Source organism: Variovorax sp. YR566, assembly GCF_051992195.1.
In the GTDB taxonomy this organism is placed as follows: domain Bacteria; phylum Pseudomonadota; class Gammaproteobacteria; order Burkholderiales; family Burkholderiaceae_C; genus Variovorax.
In genome coordinates, this window is sequence record NZ_CP197092.1 from 1,491,012 (window position 1) to 1,508,286 (window position 17,275).

17 protein-coding genes are annotated in these 17,275 nt (G+C 68.1%); 9 read left to right on the plus strand and 8 right to left on the minus strand.

Annotated features, from left to right (window positions below):
• Position 1: 1 nt before the first annotated feature.
• Together ACTG4X_RS06890 and ACTG4X_RS06895 are read left to right on the plus strand one after the other, a co-directional pair.
• Entirely contained in the window at positions 2–916 is a 915-nt protein-coding gene (locus ACTG4X_RS06890; protein WP_440533501.1) for an ABC transporter ATP-binding protein, read from the plus strand.
• On the plus strand, positions 913–1,782 hold the full coding sequence (locus ACTG4X_RS06895; protein WP_097200097.1) for an ABC transporter permease: 870 nt from the start codon (positions 913–915) through the stop codon (positions 1,780–1,782). Before ACTG4X_RS06890 ends, ACTG4X_RS06895 begins: the two co-directional genes overlap by 4 nt.
• On the opposite strand, the gene ACTG4X_RS06900 is transcribed toward ACTG4X_RS06895, so the two are convergent.
• A complete protein-coding gene (locus ACTG4X_RS06900) occupies positions 1,783–2,175 on the minus strand; it encodes a DUF5329 family protein (RefSeq protein WP_097200096.1) in 393 nt (130 codons plus the stop codon).
• Between the two features lie 114 nt (positions 2,176–2,289).
• On the opposite strand from ACTG4X_RS06900, the gene hisN reads away from it, so the two are divergent.
• The 5 genes from hisN to ACTG4X_RS06925 are packed head-to-tail and all read left to right on the plus strand — an operon-like array spanning position 2,290 to position 6,213.
• On the plus strand, positions 2,290–3,066 hold the full coding sequence (hisN, locus tag ACTG4X_RS06905; RefSeq protein WP_097200095.1) for a histidinol-phosphatase: 777 nt from the start codon (positions 2,290–2,292) through the stop codon (positions 3,064–3,066).
• A gap of 10 nt (positions 3,067–3,076) precedes the next feature.
• A complete protein-coding gene (locus ACTG4X_RS06910) occupies positions 3,077–3,271 on the plus strand; it encodes a DUF2905 domain-containing protein (RefSeq protein ID WP_056509065.1) in 195 nt (64 codons plus the stop codon).
• Between the two features lie 17 nt (positions 3,272–3,288).
• Entirely contained in the window at positions 3,289–4,215 is a 927-nt protein-coding gene (locus ACTG4X_RS06915) for an ROK family protein (RefSeq protein WP_097200094.1), read from the plus strand.
• Positions 4,216–4,243: 28 nt separating this feature from the next.
• Positions 4,244–5,770, plus strand: coding sequence for a tetratricopeptide repeat protein (locus ACTG4X_RS06920; protein WP_440533502.1), 1,527 nt, complete (start codon positions 4,244–4,246; stop codon positions 5,768–5,770).
• Complete coding sequence (locus ACTG4X_RS06925) at positions 5,767–6,213, plus strand: DUF1877 family protein (protein WP_097200092.1); 447 nt, start codon at positions 5,767–5,769, stop codon at positions 6,211–6,213. The genes ACTG4X_RS06920 and ACTG4X_RS06925 overlap by 4 nt, the downstream gene beginning before the upstream one ends.
• 15 nt (positions 6,214–6,228) lie before the next feature.
• On the opposite strand, the gene ACTG4X_RS06930 is transcribed toward ACTG4X_RS06925, so the two are convergent.
• Complete coding sequence (locus ACTG4X_RS06930; protein ID WP_097200902.1) at positions 6,229–7,674, minus strand: aminotransferase-like domain-containing protein; 1,446 nt, start codon at positions 7,672–7,674, stop codon at positions 6,229–6,231.
• 172 nt (positions 7,675–7,846) lie between these two features.
• Here ACTG4X_RS06930 and ACTG4X_RS06935 point away from each other — a divergent pair, with 172 nt between their 5' ends.
• Positions 7,847–8,176, plus strand: a complete 330-nt coding sequence (locus tag ACTG4X_RS06935) for a hypothetical protein (RefSeq protein ID WP_097200091.1) — start codon at positions 7,847–7,849, stop codon at positions 8,174–8,176.
• 200 nt (positions 8,177–8,376) lie between these two features.
• Here ACTG4X_RS06935 and otsA read toward each other — a convergent pair whose 3' ends face one another.
• From otsA to ACTG4X_RS06960, 5 genes are all read right to left on the minus strand, one after another.
• The gene (gene otsA, locus ACTG4X_RS06940; RefSeq protein ID WP_093056131.1) at positions 8,377–9,762 is read right to left on the minus strand and encodes an alpha,alpha-trehalose-phosphate synthase (UDP-forming); all 1,386 of its coding nucleotides are present in this window, start codon (positions 9,760–9,762) and stop codon (positions 8,377–8,379) included.
• Positions 9,759–11,681 carry a glycoside hydrolase family 15 protein gene (locus ACTG4X_RS06945; protein WP_097200090.1) on the minus strand — a complete coding sequence of 641 codons (1,923 nt, stop codon included), beginning with the start codon at positions 11,679–11,681 and terminating at the stop codon, positions 9,759–9,761. The genes otsA and ACTG4X_RS06945 overlap by 4 nt, the downstream gene beginning before the upstream one ends.
• Positions 11,678–12,475, minus strand: a complete 798-nt coding sequence (gene otsB / locus ACTG4X_RS06950; protein WP_097200089.1) for a trehalose-phosphatase — start codon at positions 12,473–12,475, stop codon at positions 11,678–11,680. The genes ACTG4X_RS06945 and otsB overlap by 4 nt, the downstream gene beginning before the upstream one ends.
• A 77-nt stretch (positions 12,476–12,552) precedes the next feature.
• Positions 12,553–14,385: an ATP-binding response regulator gene (locus ACTG4X_RS06955; protein ID WP_097200088.1), complete on the minus strand. Its 1,833-nt coding sequence runs from the start codon at positions 14,383–14,385 to the stop codon at positions 12,553–12,555.
• 45 nt (positions 14,386–14,430) lie between these two features.
• Positions 14,431–15,597, minus strand: coding sequence for a multifunctional CCA addition/repair protein (locus tag ACTG4X_RS06960; protein ID WP_097200087.1), 1,167 nt, complete (start codon positions 15,595–15,597; stop codon positions 14,431–14,433).
• A 166-nt stretch (positions 15,598–15,763) separates the two neighbouring features.
• On the opposite strand from ACTG4X_RS06960, the gene ACTG4X_RS06965 reads away from it, so the two are divergent.
• Entirely contained in the window at positions 15,764–16,489 is a 726-nt protein-coding gene (locus ACTG4X_RS06965) for an OmpW/AlkL family protein (RefSeq protein WP_093078669.1), read from the plus strand.
• 24 nt (positions 16,490–16,513) lie between these two features.
• Here ACTG4X_RS06965 and ACTG4X_RS06970 read toward each other — a convergent pair whose 3' ends face one another.
• Positions 16,514–17,200 (minus strand): glutathione S-transferase family protein, encoded by a 687-nt coding sequence (locus ACTG4X_RS06970; RefSeq protein ID WP_097200086.1) that lies wholly within the window; start codon positions 17,198–17,200, stop codon positions 16,514–16,516.
• Between the last annotated feature and the right edge of the window lie 75 nt (positions 17,201–17,275).

Below are 17,275 nucleotides of genomic sequence, written 5' to 3' on the forward strand. Positions count from 1 at the left end.
GATGAGCACGGCAGCGGCTTTGCCTTCCCGGGGTGACTCCCTCTCACATCGGGAGAGGGCAGGGGTGAGGGGGGAGCCTCTGGCATCGCCACCTGCCCTTACCCCAACCCTCTCCCGCGAGCGGGAGAGGGGGCAAGAAAGCGCACCGCTGCTGCAGGTGGATGGCGTCAGCCTCGAATACCGCACCCCCGAGCGAGTCGTCCGCGCCACGCACCGCGTGAGATTCGATGTCCACGCCGCCGACCGTTTCGTGCTGCTCGGCCCCTCGGGCTGCGGCAAGTCCACGCTGCTGAAGGCCGTGGCGGGCTTCATCCCGCCGGTCGAAGGCGAGATCCGCCTCGAAGGCCAGCGCGTGACGCAGCCCGGCCCCGACCGCATCGTCGTGTTCCAGGAGTTCGACCAGCTGCCGCCGTGGAAGACCGTGAAGCAGAACGTGATGTTCCCGCTGCTGGCTTCGCGCACGCTCGGCAAGAAGGAAGCCGCCGAACGCGCGCTGCACTACCTCGACAAGGTCGGCCTTGCAAAGTTTGCCGATGTGCATCCGCACCAGCTCTCGGGTGGCATGAAGCAGCGCGTGGCGATTGCTCGCGCGCTCGCGATGCAGCCGCGCGTGCTGCTGATGGACGAACCCTTTGCCGCACTCGACGCGCTCACGCGCCGCAAGATGCAGCAGGAACTGCTCGAGCTGTGGGACGAGGTGCGCTTCACGCTGCTGTTCGTCACGCACTCGATCGAAGAGGCTCTGGTGGTGGGCAACCGCATCGCGCTGCTTTCGCCGCATCCGGGGCGCATGCGCGCCGAAATCAACAGCCACGGCTTTTCGCTTGCGAGCCTGGGCGGTGCCGAATTCCAAAGCACGGCGCAGCGCATCCACGACATGCTGTTCGAAGAAGAGCACGAGGAGGCCGCGGCATGAGTGCCATCGTTCCTCCCATCCGCCCCGAATACGAGCGCACGCTCGAGCCCTTCACCGAGCTGCCGGTCGAACGCACGCTGCCCCTGGGCGCGCGCATCTGGTCGCAGGCCTGGCTGCGCAAGGGGCTGATCCTCGCCGCCATCGCCTTGCTGTGGGAGCTTGCGGCCCGCTGGCAGAACAACGACCTGCTGCTGCCCACCTTCACCGCCACGGCGAGCGCGCTGTTCGAAGGGCTTGCCAGCGGCGAACTGATCGAGAAGGTGCGCATCTCGCTGGCCGTGCTGCTTCAGGGCTACCTCGCCGGCGTGCTGCTGGCATTCGCGCTCACCACGCTCGCCGTGTCGACGCAGATCGGCCGCGACCTGCTGGACACGCTAACTTCGATGTTCAACCCGCTGCCCGCCATCGCGCTGCTGCCGCTGGCGCTGCTGTGGTTCGGGCTGGGGCGCGGCAGCCTCGTGTTCGTGCTGATCCACTCGGTGCTGTGGCCGCTGGCGCTCAACACCTATGCGGGCTTCCAGGGCGTGCCCGAGACGCTGCGCATGGCGGGGCGCAACTACGGGCTGAAGGGCCTGCGCTACGTGCTGCAGATCCTGGTGCCGGCTGCGCTGCCGTCGATCCTGTCGGGCCTGAAGATCGGCTGGGCCTTTGCCTGGCGTACGCTGATCGCGGCCGAACTGGTGTTCGGCGCCTCGTCGGGCAAGGGCGGGCTGGGCTGGTACATCTTCCAGAACCGCAACGAGCTGTACACCGACCGCGTGTTCGCGGGCCTTGCGATGGTGGTGCTGATCGGCCTGCTGGTGGAGAGCCTGGGCTTCAAGACGCTGGAGCGGCTCACGGTGCGCCGCTGGGGGCAGCAGCGCTAGCTAGCCGCTGGTCTTCTTCGCGGCTTGCCGCATCGTGCGCAGCTCGCTGTTGAGGAAGTCGTTGGCGTCGCGCACCGTGCCGTTGTTGAGCTTCACCTTGTAGGCCTGCCCCGTCATCTCCGAGCGCGAGGCGCAGCGCTCGATGAAGTCTTCGGCCGTCACCAGCTCCTTTTTGAAGTAGTCGTACTTCGCCTGCATGTGCTTGGCGGCGTCGGCGGCGGTGTATTCGTTGCCGTTGCGCAGGAAGACCATGGCCGACATCTTCGAGACGCGCTGGATCAGCGTGTCGATCAGCTTGTCCTCGGCGTCGGAAGGGGTGGCGTGCGCCAGCAGGGCCGAGGCGCCGAGCAGGAGGGCGAGCAGTGCGGTGCGCAGGAATTTGAGCGAGGCCATTTGTTTTGTCTCCTGGCAATTTTCGGGCCATGCTAGGACTGGCGCCCCCGCCGTGTCAAACCCGGCCCGGCTCGGGTCTAATCGCAGGTTTTGGCATGTGTTAACCACTCTCCCATGAGCTCCTCGACCCCCGATCTTTCGTCGATTGCCCAGGCGCTGGCCGATGCCGCAGCAGCGCAGTCGATGCACTACTTCCGTACGCCGCTGGACATCATCACCAAGGCCGACGAAAGCCCGGTCACGCTGGCCGACCGCGCCGCCGAGACGGCCATGCGCGAAATCCTTGGTGCGCGGGTGCCGGCCGACGGCATCTACGGCGAGGAGCACGGCCCCGAGCGGCTCGACGCAGAGCGCGTCTGGGTGCTCGACCCCATCGACGGCACGCGCAGCTTCATCACCGGCTCGCCGCTGTGGGGCACGCTGATCGGCGTGCTGCAGGGCGGCCGCATCGTGCTGGGCGTGGTCGACATGCCGGTGCTCAAGGAGCGCTGGATCGGCGAGGCCGGCAAGGGCGCCACGCGCGACGGCCAGCCCGTGCGCGCCAGCAGCTGCACCGAGGTGGTCAAGGCCCGCATCGTCACCACCTCGCCCGACATCTTCGCGCCGGCCGACTGGACTGCCTTCGACCGGCTCAGCCGCCAGTGCGCGATGCGCCGCTTCGGCGGCGACTGCTACGGCTACGCCCAGCTGGCGGGCGGCACCATCGATCTCGTGGTCGAGACCGGCCTGCAGCCTTACGACTACCTCGGCCCCGCCGGTCTGATCGAGGCCGCGGGCGGCGTCATCACCGACTGGCAGGGCCAGCCGCTGGGGCTGAAGTCCGACGGGCGGGTGATTGCGGCGGCGACGCCCGAACTCCACCGGCAAGCGATGGCCATCCTCTCGGCCTAGACTGTCGAACATGTTCCGCTGGCTGATCGTCGTCGTCCTCGCACTGGTGCTCATGAGCGGCCTGACCGCCTGGCTGCGCCGCTTCGGCTTCGGACGACTGCCCGGCGATTTCGAGTTCCGCGCCTTTGGCCGCGAGTGGCAACTGCCGATTGCCAGCACCGTGGTGCTCAGCATGATCGCGGCGCTGGTCGCGCGTCTTCTGTAGAGAAAAGACAAACATCAATGAGAGCCTGCGTAGACATCGGCGGCACCAAGGTGGCCGTAAGCCTTTCCGCTTCGAGCGACGCGCCGCTGATCGGCCGCCGCAGCGAGCCCACGGCCAAGACCGGCGACAACGACGCGGTGGCGGTGCAGATCATGCGGATGATCGACGAGGTCTGCGCGGAGCAAGGCATCGATGCCGCAACCATCGACCGCGTGGGCGTGTCGTCGGCCGGGCCCTTCGAGCTGCGCGACGGCAAGGTCGAACTGGCCACGCCCAACATCTGCGGCGGCATCGCCGGCCCGGCGCGCGGCCTGCCCAACACATGGATGACCGCTCTGGTCGAGGCGCCGCTGGCAAAGCGCTTCGCCCGCGTGCGGGTCGAGAACGACGCAGTGGCCGCGCTGGAGGCCGAGCGCCATTGGGGCGCGCTCAAGGGCCTGGACGATTGCGCCTACGTCACGTGGAGCACCGGCGTTGGCGTCGGCCTGTGCGTGGACGGCCGCGCGCTGCGCGGCAAGAACGGCAACGCCGGCCATGCGGGCCACAGCTTCGTGGTGGACGACGCCAGCGGGGCGCTGTGCGGCTGCGGCAACGTCGGCGACGTCGAAGGGCTGATTGCCGGCAACTCGATCGCCCGGCGCTTCGGCCAGCCCGCGGCCGATCTGTTCAGCTCGGCCGCGGCCGGCGAGCCGCATTCGCTGGAAATCGTCGACGCGCTGTGCAGGGTGATGGGCCGCATGCTCTACAACCTGATCGCCACGCTCGACCTGCAGCGCATCAGTCTGGGCGGCAGCGTGTTCTGGCACCACCGCGACTTTCTGCTGCCGAGGCTGCAGGCGCATGTAGACGGCAAACTGCCGCCGCTCACGCAAGGCGTGCGCCTCGTGCCCGCCGGCCTGGGTGACAAGGTCGGCGACTACGCCGCACTGGCGCTGCTCGACTGAACGGCCACCGTACGATCCGGCGAACACCATGACCCTGTTGCCTCGCCGTCGCTCCTATGCCTACTTGTTGTGGCTGGTAGGCGGCTTTGTCGGGGCGCATCGCTTCTATCTCGGGAGCTACCTGGGCGGCGCGGCGCAACTGGCGCTGCTGCTGTATGGCGTCGCCGGCCTGCCGGGGTCGCGCTTCGGCCTGGCGCTTGTGCTGCCGTGGATGCTGTTCGACGTCTACTGGATCTACCGGCGGATGAAGCAGCAGGAAGGGGCCGCTGTCGAAGATGGTGAAGAAGCTCCGCCCCGCCAGCGCGCGCGTCGCGCCGGGGCACGGGAGGCCAAGGAATACGACCTCGCCGCCCTCGCCGAAGCCAACAAGCTGCAGGAGCGCTTCGTGGCCGCCGCCGAGGCCGAAGATTGGGCCGGAGCCGTTGCCATCGCCGAGCAGATCGTCGCCACCGCGCGCCGCGTGTTCAAGGGCCCGCACCAGAACCTCGCGATGACGCTGTGCATGCTCGGCCAGGCCTGCTACCAGTTCAAGGCCTTCGACAGGGCCCGGGCCAGCCTGGAGGAAAGCCTTTCCATCGGCCGCAAGATCGGCATGCCGGCGGAAGACATGGACATCGCCCGCAAGGCACTGGACCTGACCCTGACCTGCATCGCCGAACGCAAGGCCCACGGCGCCGCGTCCGACGAAGAAGGCGCGCTGCTGAACCTGCTCGAAGACCGCGACGCGCGCTACCGCGACGCACTGGCCCAGGGCGACCTGCCCCGGGCCGAGAAGTTCTGCGCCGAAGCCGTCGCCGCCAGTCGCCGGCTGTACGGCGGCGCGGACAGGGCCGTGGTGCTCCAGCTGGCCAGCTATGCGGAACTGTGCCGCCGGCTGCAGTGGTACGACAAGGCACAGGCCTCGGCGGACGAAGCCCTGGCCATGATCGGGCTGCTCGGCCTCGACGACAGCTGGCGGCGCGGGCCGACCAACACCCTGGCGCTGCTGCATGCTGCGGCCGGGCGGGCCGAAGAGGCCGAAGCGCTCTACAAGAAGACCATCGCCATGGCGGTGGCCGAAGCCCGGGGCGGCTCCAGCGATGGCGTGGTGCGCGCATTCAACAACCTGGCGTTTCTCTATGCCGAGTCCGGCCAGGACGCCAAAGCCGAGCTTTGCTACGCGCGCGCCCTCGTGCATCTGGACAAGCTCCCGCCGGGCAAGGGCGACGCCGAACTGCATTCCGACATGCTCAACAACTTCGCCAGCCTGTTCATGGCGCGCCGCGAATTCGACAAGGCCAGGCCGCTGTTCGAGCGTTCGCTCGACATCCAGCAGGGCAGCTGCCGGGGCATTTCCCAGGCGGCTGCAACCGCCCACAACGACCTGGGCCTGATCGCGCAGGAAGAGGGCGACTTGCGCCAGGCGCTGATGCATTTCAAGCGCACGCTGCTGCTCAACCAGATCTGCGCGCCCGACCACTTCAGGAACATCGACAACGCGCAGCGCAACATCGACAGCGTGAGCATGGTGCTCGCCACGGTGGCCCGCGCCGCACGCATGGAACCCAGCACATGAGCATCGGCGGCGCCTTCTACGCCCTGGACCGCTACCGGCTGCGCGCGCTGGTGATCGATCCGTCCACCGTGTCGGGCTTCCTGCATGCGCCGGCCGCGCAGGGCGGCCCGCACGACAGCCAGACGGTGGAGCAGGCCTGGGACGTGGTGCGCACGCTGCTGCCCGAGGCGGTGGACGGCGAAGAGCTCGACGGCACCGACGGGCTGGGCTGCATCTATCTCACGGCCGCCCACGTCGAGCGCACCGCGGCCCGGCTCGCGCAGCGCGACGTGGCGGAACTGATGGGCCGCTTCACCGGCGAGCCGGCGAAGTTCAGCGAGCTCTACTGGGCCAAGGTCTGGCAGGACGGCGCTCGGGACCTCGAGGGCTTCATGGAAGGTGTGAAGCGCTTCTTCGCCGGCGCGGCCGCAAGGCGCGACGCCGTCGTGTTCTACATCGTCTGAATCGCCGGCTGGCTGCTAGTGCGGCGGCCGCACGGCCGACACGATCTCGCCCAGCCGCCGCAGCCCCGCATCCACCGCCTTCGAATACGGCCAGCCGCAGTTGATGCGCAGGTAGTTGTCGAAGCGCCCGGAGTTCGAAAACTGCGCGCCCGGCGCCACCAGCATGTGTTCGCGCAGCGCCGCGTCGAACACGTCCACCGACGAGCGCTGCCCGGGCAGCTCGACCCACAGCTGCAGCCCGCCGCGCGGCAGGTTCAGCCGCGTGCCCGACGGAAAGTATTTGGCGATGGCATCCGCCGTCTGGTCGCGCTGCACGTGCAGCCGCTCGCGCAGCCGGCGCAGGTGGCGGTCGTAGCCGCCGCTCGCGACGAACTCGCCCGCGGCGATCTGCGCCAGCGCCTCGTTGTTGCGGGTCTGCGCGTACTTGAGCATTTCCACCTGCGCGTGCCAGCGCCCGGCGGTGATCCAGCCCAGCCGCAGCCCCGGCGCCAGCACCTTGTGCAGCGAGGCGCAATAGATCACGTTGCCCGTGCGGTCCCACGACTTCACCGCGCGCAGCGGCGCGTCGCTTTCCACGAGGTCGCTGTAGGTGTCGTCTTCGACGAGCGCGATGCCGTGGCTTTCGCACAGGTGCACCAGCCGCTGCTTGTGGGTGTCGGGCATCACGCTGCCGATGGGGTTCTGCAGGTGCGGCACCACCACCACGGCCTTGATGTCGTCGTAGGTGTGGATGGCGAGGTCGAGCGCTTCCAGGGAGATGCCGGTCTGCGGGCTGGTCGGAATCTCCAGCGCGCGCAGCCCCAGGCTTTCGAGCACCTGCAGCAGGCCGTAGAAGGTGGGCGACTCCACGGCTACCGTGTCGCCGGGCCTGGCGATGGCGCGCAGCGCGAGGTTCAGCGCCTCGATGCAGCCGTTGGTGACGAGCACTTCGTCGGGCGGCACCGTCATGCCCACGCGCAGGCTGCGCTGTGCCAGCGCTTCGCGGAACTGCTCGTGGCCTTTCTGCGACGAGGCGGTCGTCAGCAGCTCGGGCCGCTGGCGCAGTGCGCGCGTCATCGAGTTGCGCAGGGCCTCGGCGGGATACAGCTCGGGAGCCGCGCGGGCGATGGCGAAGTTGAGCTTCACGCCCGTGTGCCGGCCACGCGCCATGAAGTTGGCCATGCGTGTGCGCATGCTGACGAACTGCGCGGGGTCGGGCGGCACGTCGGCAATCGGCTCTTCCATCGACGCGATGGCCAGCCGCTGTGGCCGCCGCACGAAGTAGCCCGAACGGTCGCGGGCCTCGACCCAGCCGTCGCTTTCCATCGCGCGGCAGACCTGCAGCGCGGTCGACAGGCTGATGTCGTGCAGCCGCATCAGGCTGCGCAGCGAGGGCAGCTTGTCGCCCTGCTTGAGCGAGCCGGTGTGGATCGCGTCCACGTAGTGCGCGGAGAGCTGGCGGTAGAGCGGTAGCGAGTCCATGGGGTCGATGTTCCCCGTATCGGGCATCCGAAAACAGATGCAGTTGCTAGGGAAAACGACCATAACAGATGCGTTGGCGGCACCGCTGTTACGGTCGCAATAGCCATGGCGTGTGCCTGTTTTCTGGGCGGCGGAATTTCTACGATGAACCCTCATTCACCCGAGGTTCGCCATGATCACCACCCTCTCCCAAGCGCCCGATTCCATCGTTCTCGAACCCGGCCAGTCCCTGCGCACCTTGGTCGATGCCGGGGCCTGGCTCCAGTTGGCCGAGGGCCGCGCCCGGGTCGTGTCGCCGCCCGGATGGTTCGGCGAGACTGTGTTCATGGCCGAGACGCTGCTCGAGGAGGGTGACGTGCATCGGCTGCCGCACGGCGGCTGGATCGAAGTGTCTGCGCTGACGCCGGTGCATTTGCGGGTGCACGTGCCGCTGGTTGCGCAGGTTTCGGCCGTGGAGGCGCGGCCTGTGATGCGCTTTGTGCGCTTGCTTACCGGCTGGTGAGGGCTGACGACCCGCATTCGGGGTGCGTGCGAATGACACCGGGTACTCCCCTCCGCGAATGTCCCCCGGCCTTCGGCCTCCCCCTTTATTTCGCTGCGGGGAGCACCCGGTGCCATTCGCACATGGGCGCTGCCGTTGTGCCGGAGGTTTAAGCGCTGCGCTGAACGATCACGCCGTCGGCGTGATCGCGCTCCGAACAATCAACGTTCGCTGGCCGCTTCCCGCAGCGCCTCGAGAAAGCTATTCCGCCACCAGTGAATGTCCTGCTCACGAATACGCGACAACAACTTCTGGTGCCGCTCTCGCCGCTCTTCCAGCGGCATCTGCAGCGCCTGCTGAACAGTTTCCGCCGTGCCGTGCGTGTCGTACGGATTCACCAGCAACGCTTCCTTCAGCTGCTCGGCCGCTCCCGCAAAGCGTGACAGCACCAGCACGCCCGGGTCGGCCGGGTCCTGCGCCGCGATGTATTCCTTTGCGACGAGGTTCATGCCGTCGCGCAGCGGCGTTACCAGGCCCACTGCCGCCGCGCGGCACAGCCCCGGCACACGCTTGCGCGCCACCATGCGGTGGATGTAGCGCACCGGCATCCAGTCAAGTTCGCCGTAGTCGCCGTTGATGGCACCGCACAGCGATTCGAGCTCGCGCCGGATGTCGCCATACGCATCGACTGTCTCGCGCGTGGGCGAGGCGATCTGGATCAGCGTGGCGCTGCGCCGGTTTTCGGGGTAGTTGGCCAGCAGCTCGCGGAACGAACGCACGCGCTGCGGAATGCCCTTGGAGTAGTCGAGCCGGTCGATGCCCAGCAACAGCCGGCGGCTCGAATACTCGCGCTTCATGGTCTCGTACATGTCGCGCGATTCCTTCGCATGCGTGAGCGCCGCGAATTCGTCGACGTCGATGCCGATGGGAAAGGCGCTGCTTCGCACCGTCTGACCGTAGGCTCGGTACATGTCGTTGCCCAGGTACTCGCCGTGGGCCTCGTTGCGCACGTAGTGCTCGAAGTGCTGCACGTCCTGCTGCGCCTGGAAGCCGATCAGGTCGTACGAGAACAGCGAGCGCATCAGCCATTCGTGCTGCGGGATGGCCGCGGTGATGATCTGCGGCGGCAGCGGAATGTGCAGGAAGAAGCCGATGCGCTGCCTGCAGCCCATGGCGCGCAGCTCGGCTGCCAGCGGGATCAGGTGGTAGTCGTGCACCCAGATGATGTCGTCTTCCTTCAGCAGCGGCAGCAGCTTGCGTGCGAACAGCTGGTTCACGCGCCGGTAGCCGCCGATGAAGCCGGCGTCGAAGTGCGCCAGGTCGAGCCGGTTGTGGAACACCGGCCAGAGCACGTCGTTGCTGTAGCCGAGGTAGTAGCTATCGTGGTCCTCGCGGCTCAGGTCGATGGTGGCCAGCGTTACCTTGCCGGCCTGCTGCCGGTGCAGTTCGCCTTCGCCCGTGGGGCCGCCTTCGATGACCTGCCCGCTCCAGCCGAACCACATGCCGCCGCTTTGCTGCAGGCTTTCGCCGAGCGCCACGGCCAGTCCGCCGGCTGCCGGCTTGCGTGGGTCCGCCACGCGGTTGGAAACGACGACTAGACGGCTCATATGCACGAATCCCAGGGAGCGGACAGGCGCACGGCCGCGTTGATGATGCCGACCATCGAATAGGTCTGCGGAAAGTTGCCCCACATCTCGCCCGTGACCGGGTGCGTGTCTTCCGACAGCAGGCCCAGCGGGTTGCGCGCCGCGAGCATGGTCTCGAAGATCTGGCGCGCCTCGGCCTTGCGGCCGATCTTGGCAAGTGCGTCGATGCGCCAGAAGGTGCAGATGTTGAAGGCGGTCTCGGGCTTGCCGAAATCGTCGGCGGCCTCGTAGCGGCGCATGTAGGGGCCGTCGCACAGCGACTTTTCCATTGCGTCGACGGTGGAGATGAAGCGCGGGTCGCGCGCGTCGATCAGGCCGACCTCCACCATCAGCAGGATGCTCGCGTCGAGCTCGTGCCCGCCGAAGCTCTCCGCAAAAGCCTGGCGCTCTTCACACCACGACTTGGCGAGGATCTCTTCCTTCATGCGCGCGGCATGGCCGTGCCAGTAGGCGGCGCGCTCGGGCAGGTGCAGCGCGCGGGCGATCTTGCTGAGCCGGTCGCAGGCCGCCCAGCTCATCAGCGCCGAGCTGGTGTGCACGCGTGCGCGCGTGCGCAGCTCCCACATGCCCGCGTCGGGCGTGCCGTAGACGCGCACCGCCTGTTCGCCCACCGCCTCGAGGTGCGGAAACTCCGCCAGCCCCGCGCGGCTGAGCAGCCGGTGATCGTGAAAGGCCTGCGCCGCGCCGAGCACGATGTTGCCGTACACGTCGTGCTGGAAATGCTCCTGCGCCTGGTTGCCCACGCGCACCGGGCCCATGCCGCGATAGCCCGCCAGGTTCTCGACAAAAGACTCGGGCAGCTCGCGCTCCAGCCCGATGCCGTACAGCGGCTGGATGTGCTCGCCGTGCGAGCCGATCACCACGTTGGCGAGCCAGCGCAGGTAGTCTTCCATGGTGCCCACTTCGCTCAGGGAATTGAGCGCGCGCACCACGAAGAATGCGTCGCGCAGCCAGCAGTAGCGGTAGTCCCAGTTGCGCTGGCTGCCCGGCGCCTCGGGAATGCTGGTGGTCATGGCGGCGACGATGGCGCCGGTGTCCTCGTACAGCGACAGCTTCAGCGTGATGGCCGCGCGGATCACCGCCTCCTGGTACTCGAAGGGAATGGCCAGGCGCTTGCTCCAGGTGCGCCAGTAGGAGATGGTTTCCTGCTCGAACTTGCGCGCGGTGTCGGCAATGCCGTCGAGCAGCGTCTCGTCCACGCCGAACATGAAGTTGTATTCGCGCGAGAGCACGAAGGGCTGGCGCGAGAGGATGTGCGAGATCGATGCGTCGGTGTTCAGCCGCAGCGTCACGTCGGGCCCGACGTAGCGGATGTGGTTGCTGCCGCGCGTGACCTCCACCGGCGCCGAGGCGCCCCACTGGAAGCGTGGGTCGAGCGACACGCGGATGCGCGGCGCGCCGGCAATCGGCCGCACGCGGCGCACCATCATCAGCGGGCGGAAGTAGCGCGAGCGGCTGTAGAAGCGCGGTGCGAAGTCGGTGATCTCCACGCCCTGGCCCGCGCTGTCGAACAGCTGCGTGCGCAGCACGGCCGTGTTCGGCTCGTACCACTGCTTGGCCTCGGCGAAGTCTTCGATGTCGATGCTCCAGGCACCTGCATCCTCGCCGGGGTGCAGCAGGGCGTTGAACACCGGGTCGCCGTCGAAGCGCGGCAGGCAGCACCACACGGCACGGCCGCGCGCGTCGATGAGCGCGCTGTAGGCGCAGTTGCCGATCACGCCGACGTTGAGCGAAGGCTCGGCCGGCGGTGCAAAGCCGCGCGGGCCGGGGGCTGCGGCTGCCTGCATGTCGGCCGGTGCGCGGTCGTCCGGGCCGGCCGCGCCTGCCAGCGCCTGGCCGGCGCGATCCGCGGGCGCCACCGGCAGTTGTTGTTCGCTCATCGGGGGCTCCTCGGGGATTCTTCGTTGGTTTTTGCGGGTTTTTGCGTCGCCAGCATGTCGCGTGCCTGCACCAGCCATTCGTAGACCGCGCGCGGCGATTCGAGCCGGTGCAGCGCCAGGCTCGGCCCCGAGCCGACCTTGATGGCGATGCCGCCGCGCGGCTGCACCACGGCAAAGCCGCTTTCATCGGTGGTGTCGTCGCCCAGAAAGACCGGCGTGCGGCCCGCGAACGGTGCCTCGGTCATGAAGGCGTCGATGGCGATGCCCTTGTTGACGCCCGTGGGCTTTACCTCGAACACGAACTTGCCGTGCATGAGTTCGAGCTGTGGATGGTTTTCGATGGCGCGCGACATCGCGTCGCGGCACACCGTCTCGAGCTGCGGTGCGAGCCGGTAGTGCAGGGCGATGGCGGCGTGCTTGCGCTCCACCAGCAGGCCTTCGTGCACGCGTGCGAGTTCGTTGGCAATTTCCAGGATGGGAATGAGATCGGGCGGGCGCTGCTCCTGCGTGTGGCCGCTGGCGTTGCGGCGCTGCACGCCGTGCTCGCCGGCCGCGGGCAGCCGCAGCGGTGCGAGAAAGCGGTCGATGGAGTCGATCTGGCGGCCCGACACCACGGCAAGCGCGCCGCCGAGCTGGTCGCTCAGGTCGCTCAGCAGAGGCACGAGGGCAGGTGGAATCTCGATGGCTTCAGGCGTGGGCGCAAGCCCGACCAGCGTACCGTCGAAGTCGAGGAAGAGGGCTGCATCCCGGCCCAACGGAGGAGGCAACTGCAAGTTGCTGGAGGACTTTGGCATCGGTAAAAACCTTAACACGCGTCGAAGCATGCGCGTGTCGGCCAAAACCGGACGTGCGTCGGGGTCAGGGCCGTGAATCAGGCGGCCTTGGGCACCACATCGGCAAGCGCACGCAGCAGCGCCGCGGCGTTCACCGGCTTGAACAGCACCGGCACCCCGGAGGCGCGCACGTGCTGCAGCCGATCGGGCGAGGTCTCGCCGGTCACCAGCATCAGCGGTGCCTGCAGCCCGAAGCGGCGCTGCAGCCTCAGGCCGACGTCGAGGCCGTTGTCGCCGTTGGAAAGGCGGTAGTCGCACATCAGCAGTGCGAAGGGCCGCTCCTGCACATCGGGCCGGCCCAGCACCTCGACGGCTTCGGTTTCGTCGGCCACGGCGTCCACGGCCAGGTCGTGGGCGTGGAAGAGGCCGGTCATGGCCTCGCGGATCTCGGCTTCGTCGTCGATCAGCAGGATGCGTGCGCGTGTCGCATGGATCATCGCCTCGGGCGAAGCAGCGGTGCTGCGGAAAGCTGCGGCCGGCTCGACGTCGGCCACCAGGGGCGCCGCGGCCGGCAGCTGGATGCGGAAGCGCGAGCCGCCGCCCAGGCGCGACTTCACCTGCACCGGATGCTGCAGCAGGCGCGAGAGCCGCTGCACGATCGACAGGCCGATGCCCAGGCCCTGCGCGCGGTCGCGGCCCGGGTTCTGCACCTGGTAGTACTCCTCGAACACGCGCTCGTGCTGCTCGGGCGCGATGCCGATGCCGGTGTCGAGCACTTCGATCCACACCATGTCGCCGCGCGAACGGGCCCGCACCGCGACGCCGCCGCGTGCCGTGTACTTCAGCGCGTTGTCGACGAGGTTCGAGAGCATGCGGTACAGCAGCTGCGGATCGCTGCGCACCCACAGGCCGCTGGCGCGCACCCGCAATTGCAATTGCCGTTGCTCGGCCTGCGCCGCGAACATGTGGTTGAGCGAGCGGAACAGCGCATCCAGCGACACGGGCCCGACGGCCGGCATGACCACGCCAGCGTCGAGGCGCGACACGTCGAGCATGGTGTCCAGCGAATTGCCCAGTGCATTCACCGCGCGCATCAGCCGCTGCGCGTTGCGCCCGCCATGGTGCTCGCGCAGCTCGTTTTCGAGCGCGGCGCCGAACAGGGCGATGGCATGCAGCGGCTGGCGCAGGTCGTGGCTGGCGGTGGCGAGGAAGCGCGTCTTCTCGGCGCTGGCGCGTTCGGCGACGGCAATCTGCTTGCCGAGCTGCGCGGCCAGCGCCTCGTTCTCGAAGCGCAGCACCAGCGAGTCGGTCAGCAGCTTGTGCTGCTGGTCGCCCACGCGCAGCGTGAACAGCAGGTAGCCCAGGCTGAACACCGCGAGGAAGAAGTGCAGGGCGTCGCCCTGCCAGGCCAGTGCGGCGATCAGGCTCAGCATCATCGGCAGGGTGTAGCCGTACAGCGCGGGCTTGAGCGGCCACAGCAGCTGCATGGCCCGGGCGCAGCTGCCGATGATGACCACCGTTACCACCGAGGTCACGGGCAGGTCACCGGCCGAGATGAACAGCAGCGGCGCGGTGGCCGTGGCCATGCTCACGGCAGTGACGGTGCGCGAATGCCGGCGCGCCCAGCGCGTCGTGTCCGCGAGCGGTACGCCCTCGTGCCAGCGCGGCATGAAGAAGAGGACGAGGCCGAACGACAGGTGGGCCGCCATCCAGGCCAGGATCCACAGGCGGGGCTGGTGCACGTACATGGCGGCGCCGAGCGCCGCGCCCAGGCCGAAGTGCACGAACACCGATGCGTTGTAGGCCGCGTACACCGAGGCCACGTGCTCGCGCAGCACGCGCAGGCTCAGGTCGTCCGGCCCGGCGGATGGATCGGTCGGATGCTGGGAAGCGTCGGATTCGAGTGCGGGCTTCGGCGCGGTGGCATTCACCCGGTCGATGCTATCGGCCGGGTCTGCTCCGGGAAGTGCCAGAAGTCATGCCCTGGCGGACAGCGACGCCGCGACGGCTTCGACCCGGGCCTGGTGGATCGCCTCGCCGATCTTCGGGCCGGTGGCGCCGGATTGCTGGGCGGCTTTGGCCACCACATCGGTGGCCACGGCCGCTGCCGTCGCCAGCACGGCGAGCAGGCGCTGGCGCTGCGGGTAGGGCGCATCGCCGGAGCCGGGCCGGCCGCGCGAGTCACATTCGCAGGCCAACAGCGCCTCGGCGAAGCGCGCGGGCTTGCGGAAGGCGTCGCAGCGCTCCAGCAGGCGCACCAAGCCCGTGGCGTCCAGCGCGTCGCTGCCGTCGATGTGGCCATGCTCGCGCGCCACCACCTCGGCCAGCTCGCGGATGTCCACCGGAACGCGCCAGCGGTCGCACACCTGCTGCAGCTGCTTGACGCTCTCGTTGCGCATGAGGCAGGCGAAGCGCACCGCCAGCGAGGCCTGCAGGCGGGCGCTGGCATCGATGACGGCCATCGTCGCTTGCGTGCCGCCGTCGAGCTCGGGCAGCAGCACGGCCAGCGCACCGCATTCGCGCAGCACCTCGAACATGCGCGAGGGGCGCGTTTCCATCAGACCGCGCGACAGCTCCTGCCACACGCGCTCGGCCACCAGCGCATCGACCTCGCCGGCGGCGACCATCTCGCGCATCAGCGCCATGGTTTCGGGGGCGACGCTGAAGTCGTCGAAGCGGGCGGCGAAGCGCGCCACGCGCAGGATGCGCACCGGGTCTTCGCGGAAGGCGTCGGTCACGTGGCGCAGCACCTTGTCGCGCAGGTCGCGCTGGCCGTGGAAGGGGTCGGCCAGCGTGGCGGGCGTGGGGTCGAAGCGGCCGTCGGCGCTCACCAGCTCGGCCGGCAGCGCAATGGCGTTGACGGTCAGATCGCGGCGCGCGAGGTCTTGCTCCAGCGTGACGTCGGGCGCGGCGTGCACCGTGAAGCCGCGGTAGCCAGGCGCGCTCTTGCGTTCGGTGCGGGCCAGCGCGTATTCCTCGCGCGTCTCGGGGTGCAGGAACACCGGAAAGTCGCGCCCCACGGGCAGGTAGCCGCGGGCCACCATTTCTTCGGGCGTGGCGCCGACCACCAGCCAATCATGGTCGGACACCGGCCGCTGCAGCAGGCGGTCGCGAAGTGCACCTCCAACGAGAAAAATTTTCATAAGTGCAGTGTAGGGATACTCCCGGTACCAAAAAATAGAACGGTCGTTCGATAATCCCCGGAGCGGACCGGGAAATCGTTCGTTCATCGGACGAAATTCAGCGGCAGTCACAAGTCGACGCCCGCATCCGCAGAGGGATATGTCAACCAAAGGAGCAATTCACATCATGAAGAAAACAATGTTTGCGCTGGCGGCTCTGGGTGCCTTGGCATCCGGAAGCGCGATGGCGCAGCAGGCGGGCGACTGGGTCGTCGGCGCGGGCTGGTTCCATCTGTCACCACAGGATTCCAGCAAGCCGCTGACCGTGACCTCGCCCATTCCGAGCGTGCTGGCCGGTTCGGGCGCCAGCGTGAGCGATTCCGACACCCTGGGTCTCAACGCCACCTATTTCCTCGACAGCCACTGGGCGGTGGAAGGCGTGTTCGGCGTGCCGCCGAAGTTCAAGCTCAACGGCACCGGCACCCTCGGCCGCGTCGGACAGCTCGGCGAGGCGCGCCAGTGGAGCCCGACGATCCTGGGCAAGTACTTCTTCAACGAGGGCACCGACGCCTTCCGGCCGTTCGTGGGCCTGGGCGCCACCTATGTCTGGTACAGCGACGTCAAGCTGACCTCGAACCTGCAGAGCGCACTGGCCGGCCAGTTTCACCAGTCGCCGTTCGCGGTGAACACCACAGCCAAGCTCGACAGCAAGTTCGCGCCGGTGATCAACGTGGGCGCGGCCTACCAGTTCGACAAGCACTGGGGCATCTCGTTCTCGGTGTCGTACATCCCGCTGAAGACCAAGGCCAAGCTGACGACGACCTCGATCTACGGCCTGCCGGTGGCCAATAGCGAAGCCAGCCTGAAGCTGAACCCGATCGTCACCTACGTGGCGGCAACCTACCGGTTCTGATCCGCCCCACCTGCTTCGAAGCCCCTAGCGCCCCGTGCGATAGGGCTCTTCGAACTGCAGGAAATCTTTCTCCGCCAGTGCATCGTCGATCCAGGCCTTGACGCCCGGCAGCGCCTGCACGCGCTCGATGTAGGCCGTGATATGCGCCGGCACCGGCAGGCCATAGGTCTTGATGCGTGTGCCGATGGGCGCGAAGTAGGCATCGGCGATGCCGAATTCGGCACCGAACAGCATCGGGCCGCCATGCGTGTCGAGCAGGCCGCTCCACATCTGCACGATGCGCGCGAGGTCGCTGGCGACTTCGGGCACTTCCTTCAGCAGCCGAGCGCCCACCTCGGGCAGCGAGGCTTCGATGTTCATGCCGCAATGGTTGCGCAGGCCGCCGAAGCCCGAGTGCATCTCGGCGCAGACGCTGCGCGCGCGCGCGCGGTCAGCCGCGGACCGGGGCCAGAGCTGCTTTTCGGGAAAGGTCTCGGCGAGGTATTCGGCGATGGCCAGCGTGTCCCAGACGACGAGGCCGTCGTCCACCAGCACCGGCACCTTGGCCACCGGGTTCAGCGCGGCGATGGTGTGCTTGAACTGCGAATCGGCCTCGAACGAATCGAAGCGCACCACGACTTCCTCGAAATCGATGCCGGCCTGCTTCATCAGTACCCAGGGCCGCATGGACCACGACGAGTAGTTCTTGTTGCCGACATAGAGCTTGCGCATGAGAGGGATCTCCGGTCCGTTGCGGTGGTTCAAAAAGGGGGGTCTTCGATGCTAGCCGGGCGCGGTGCCGCGATT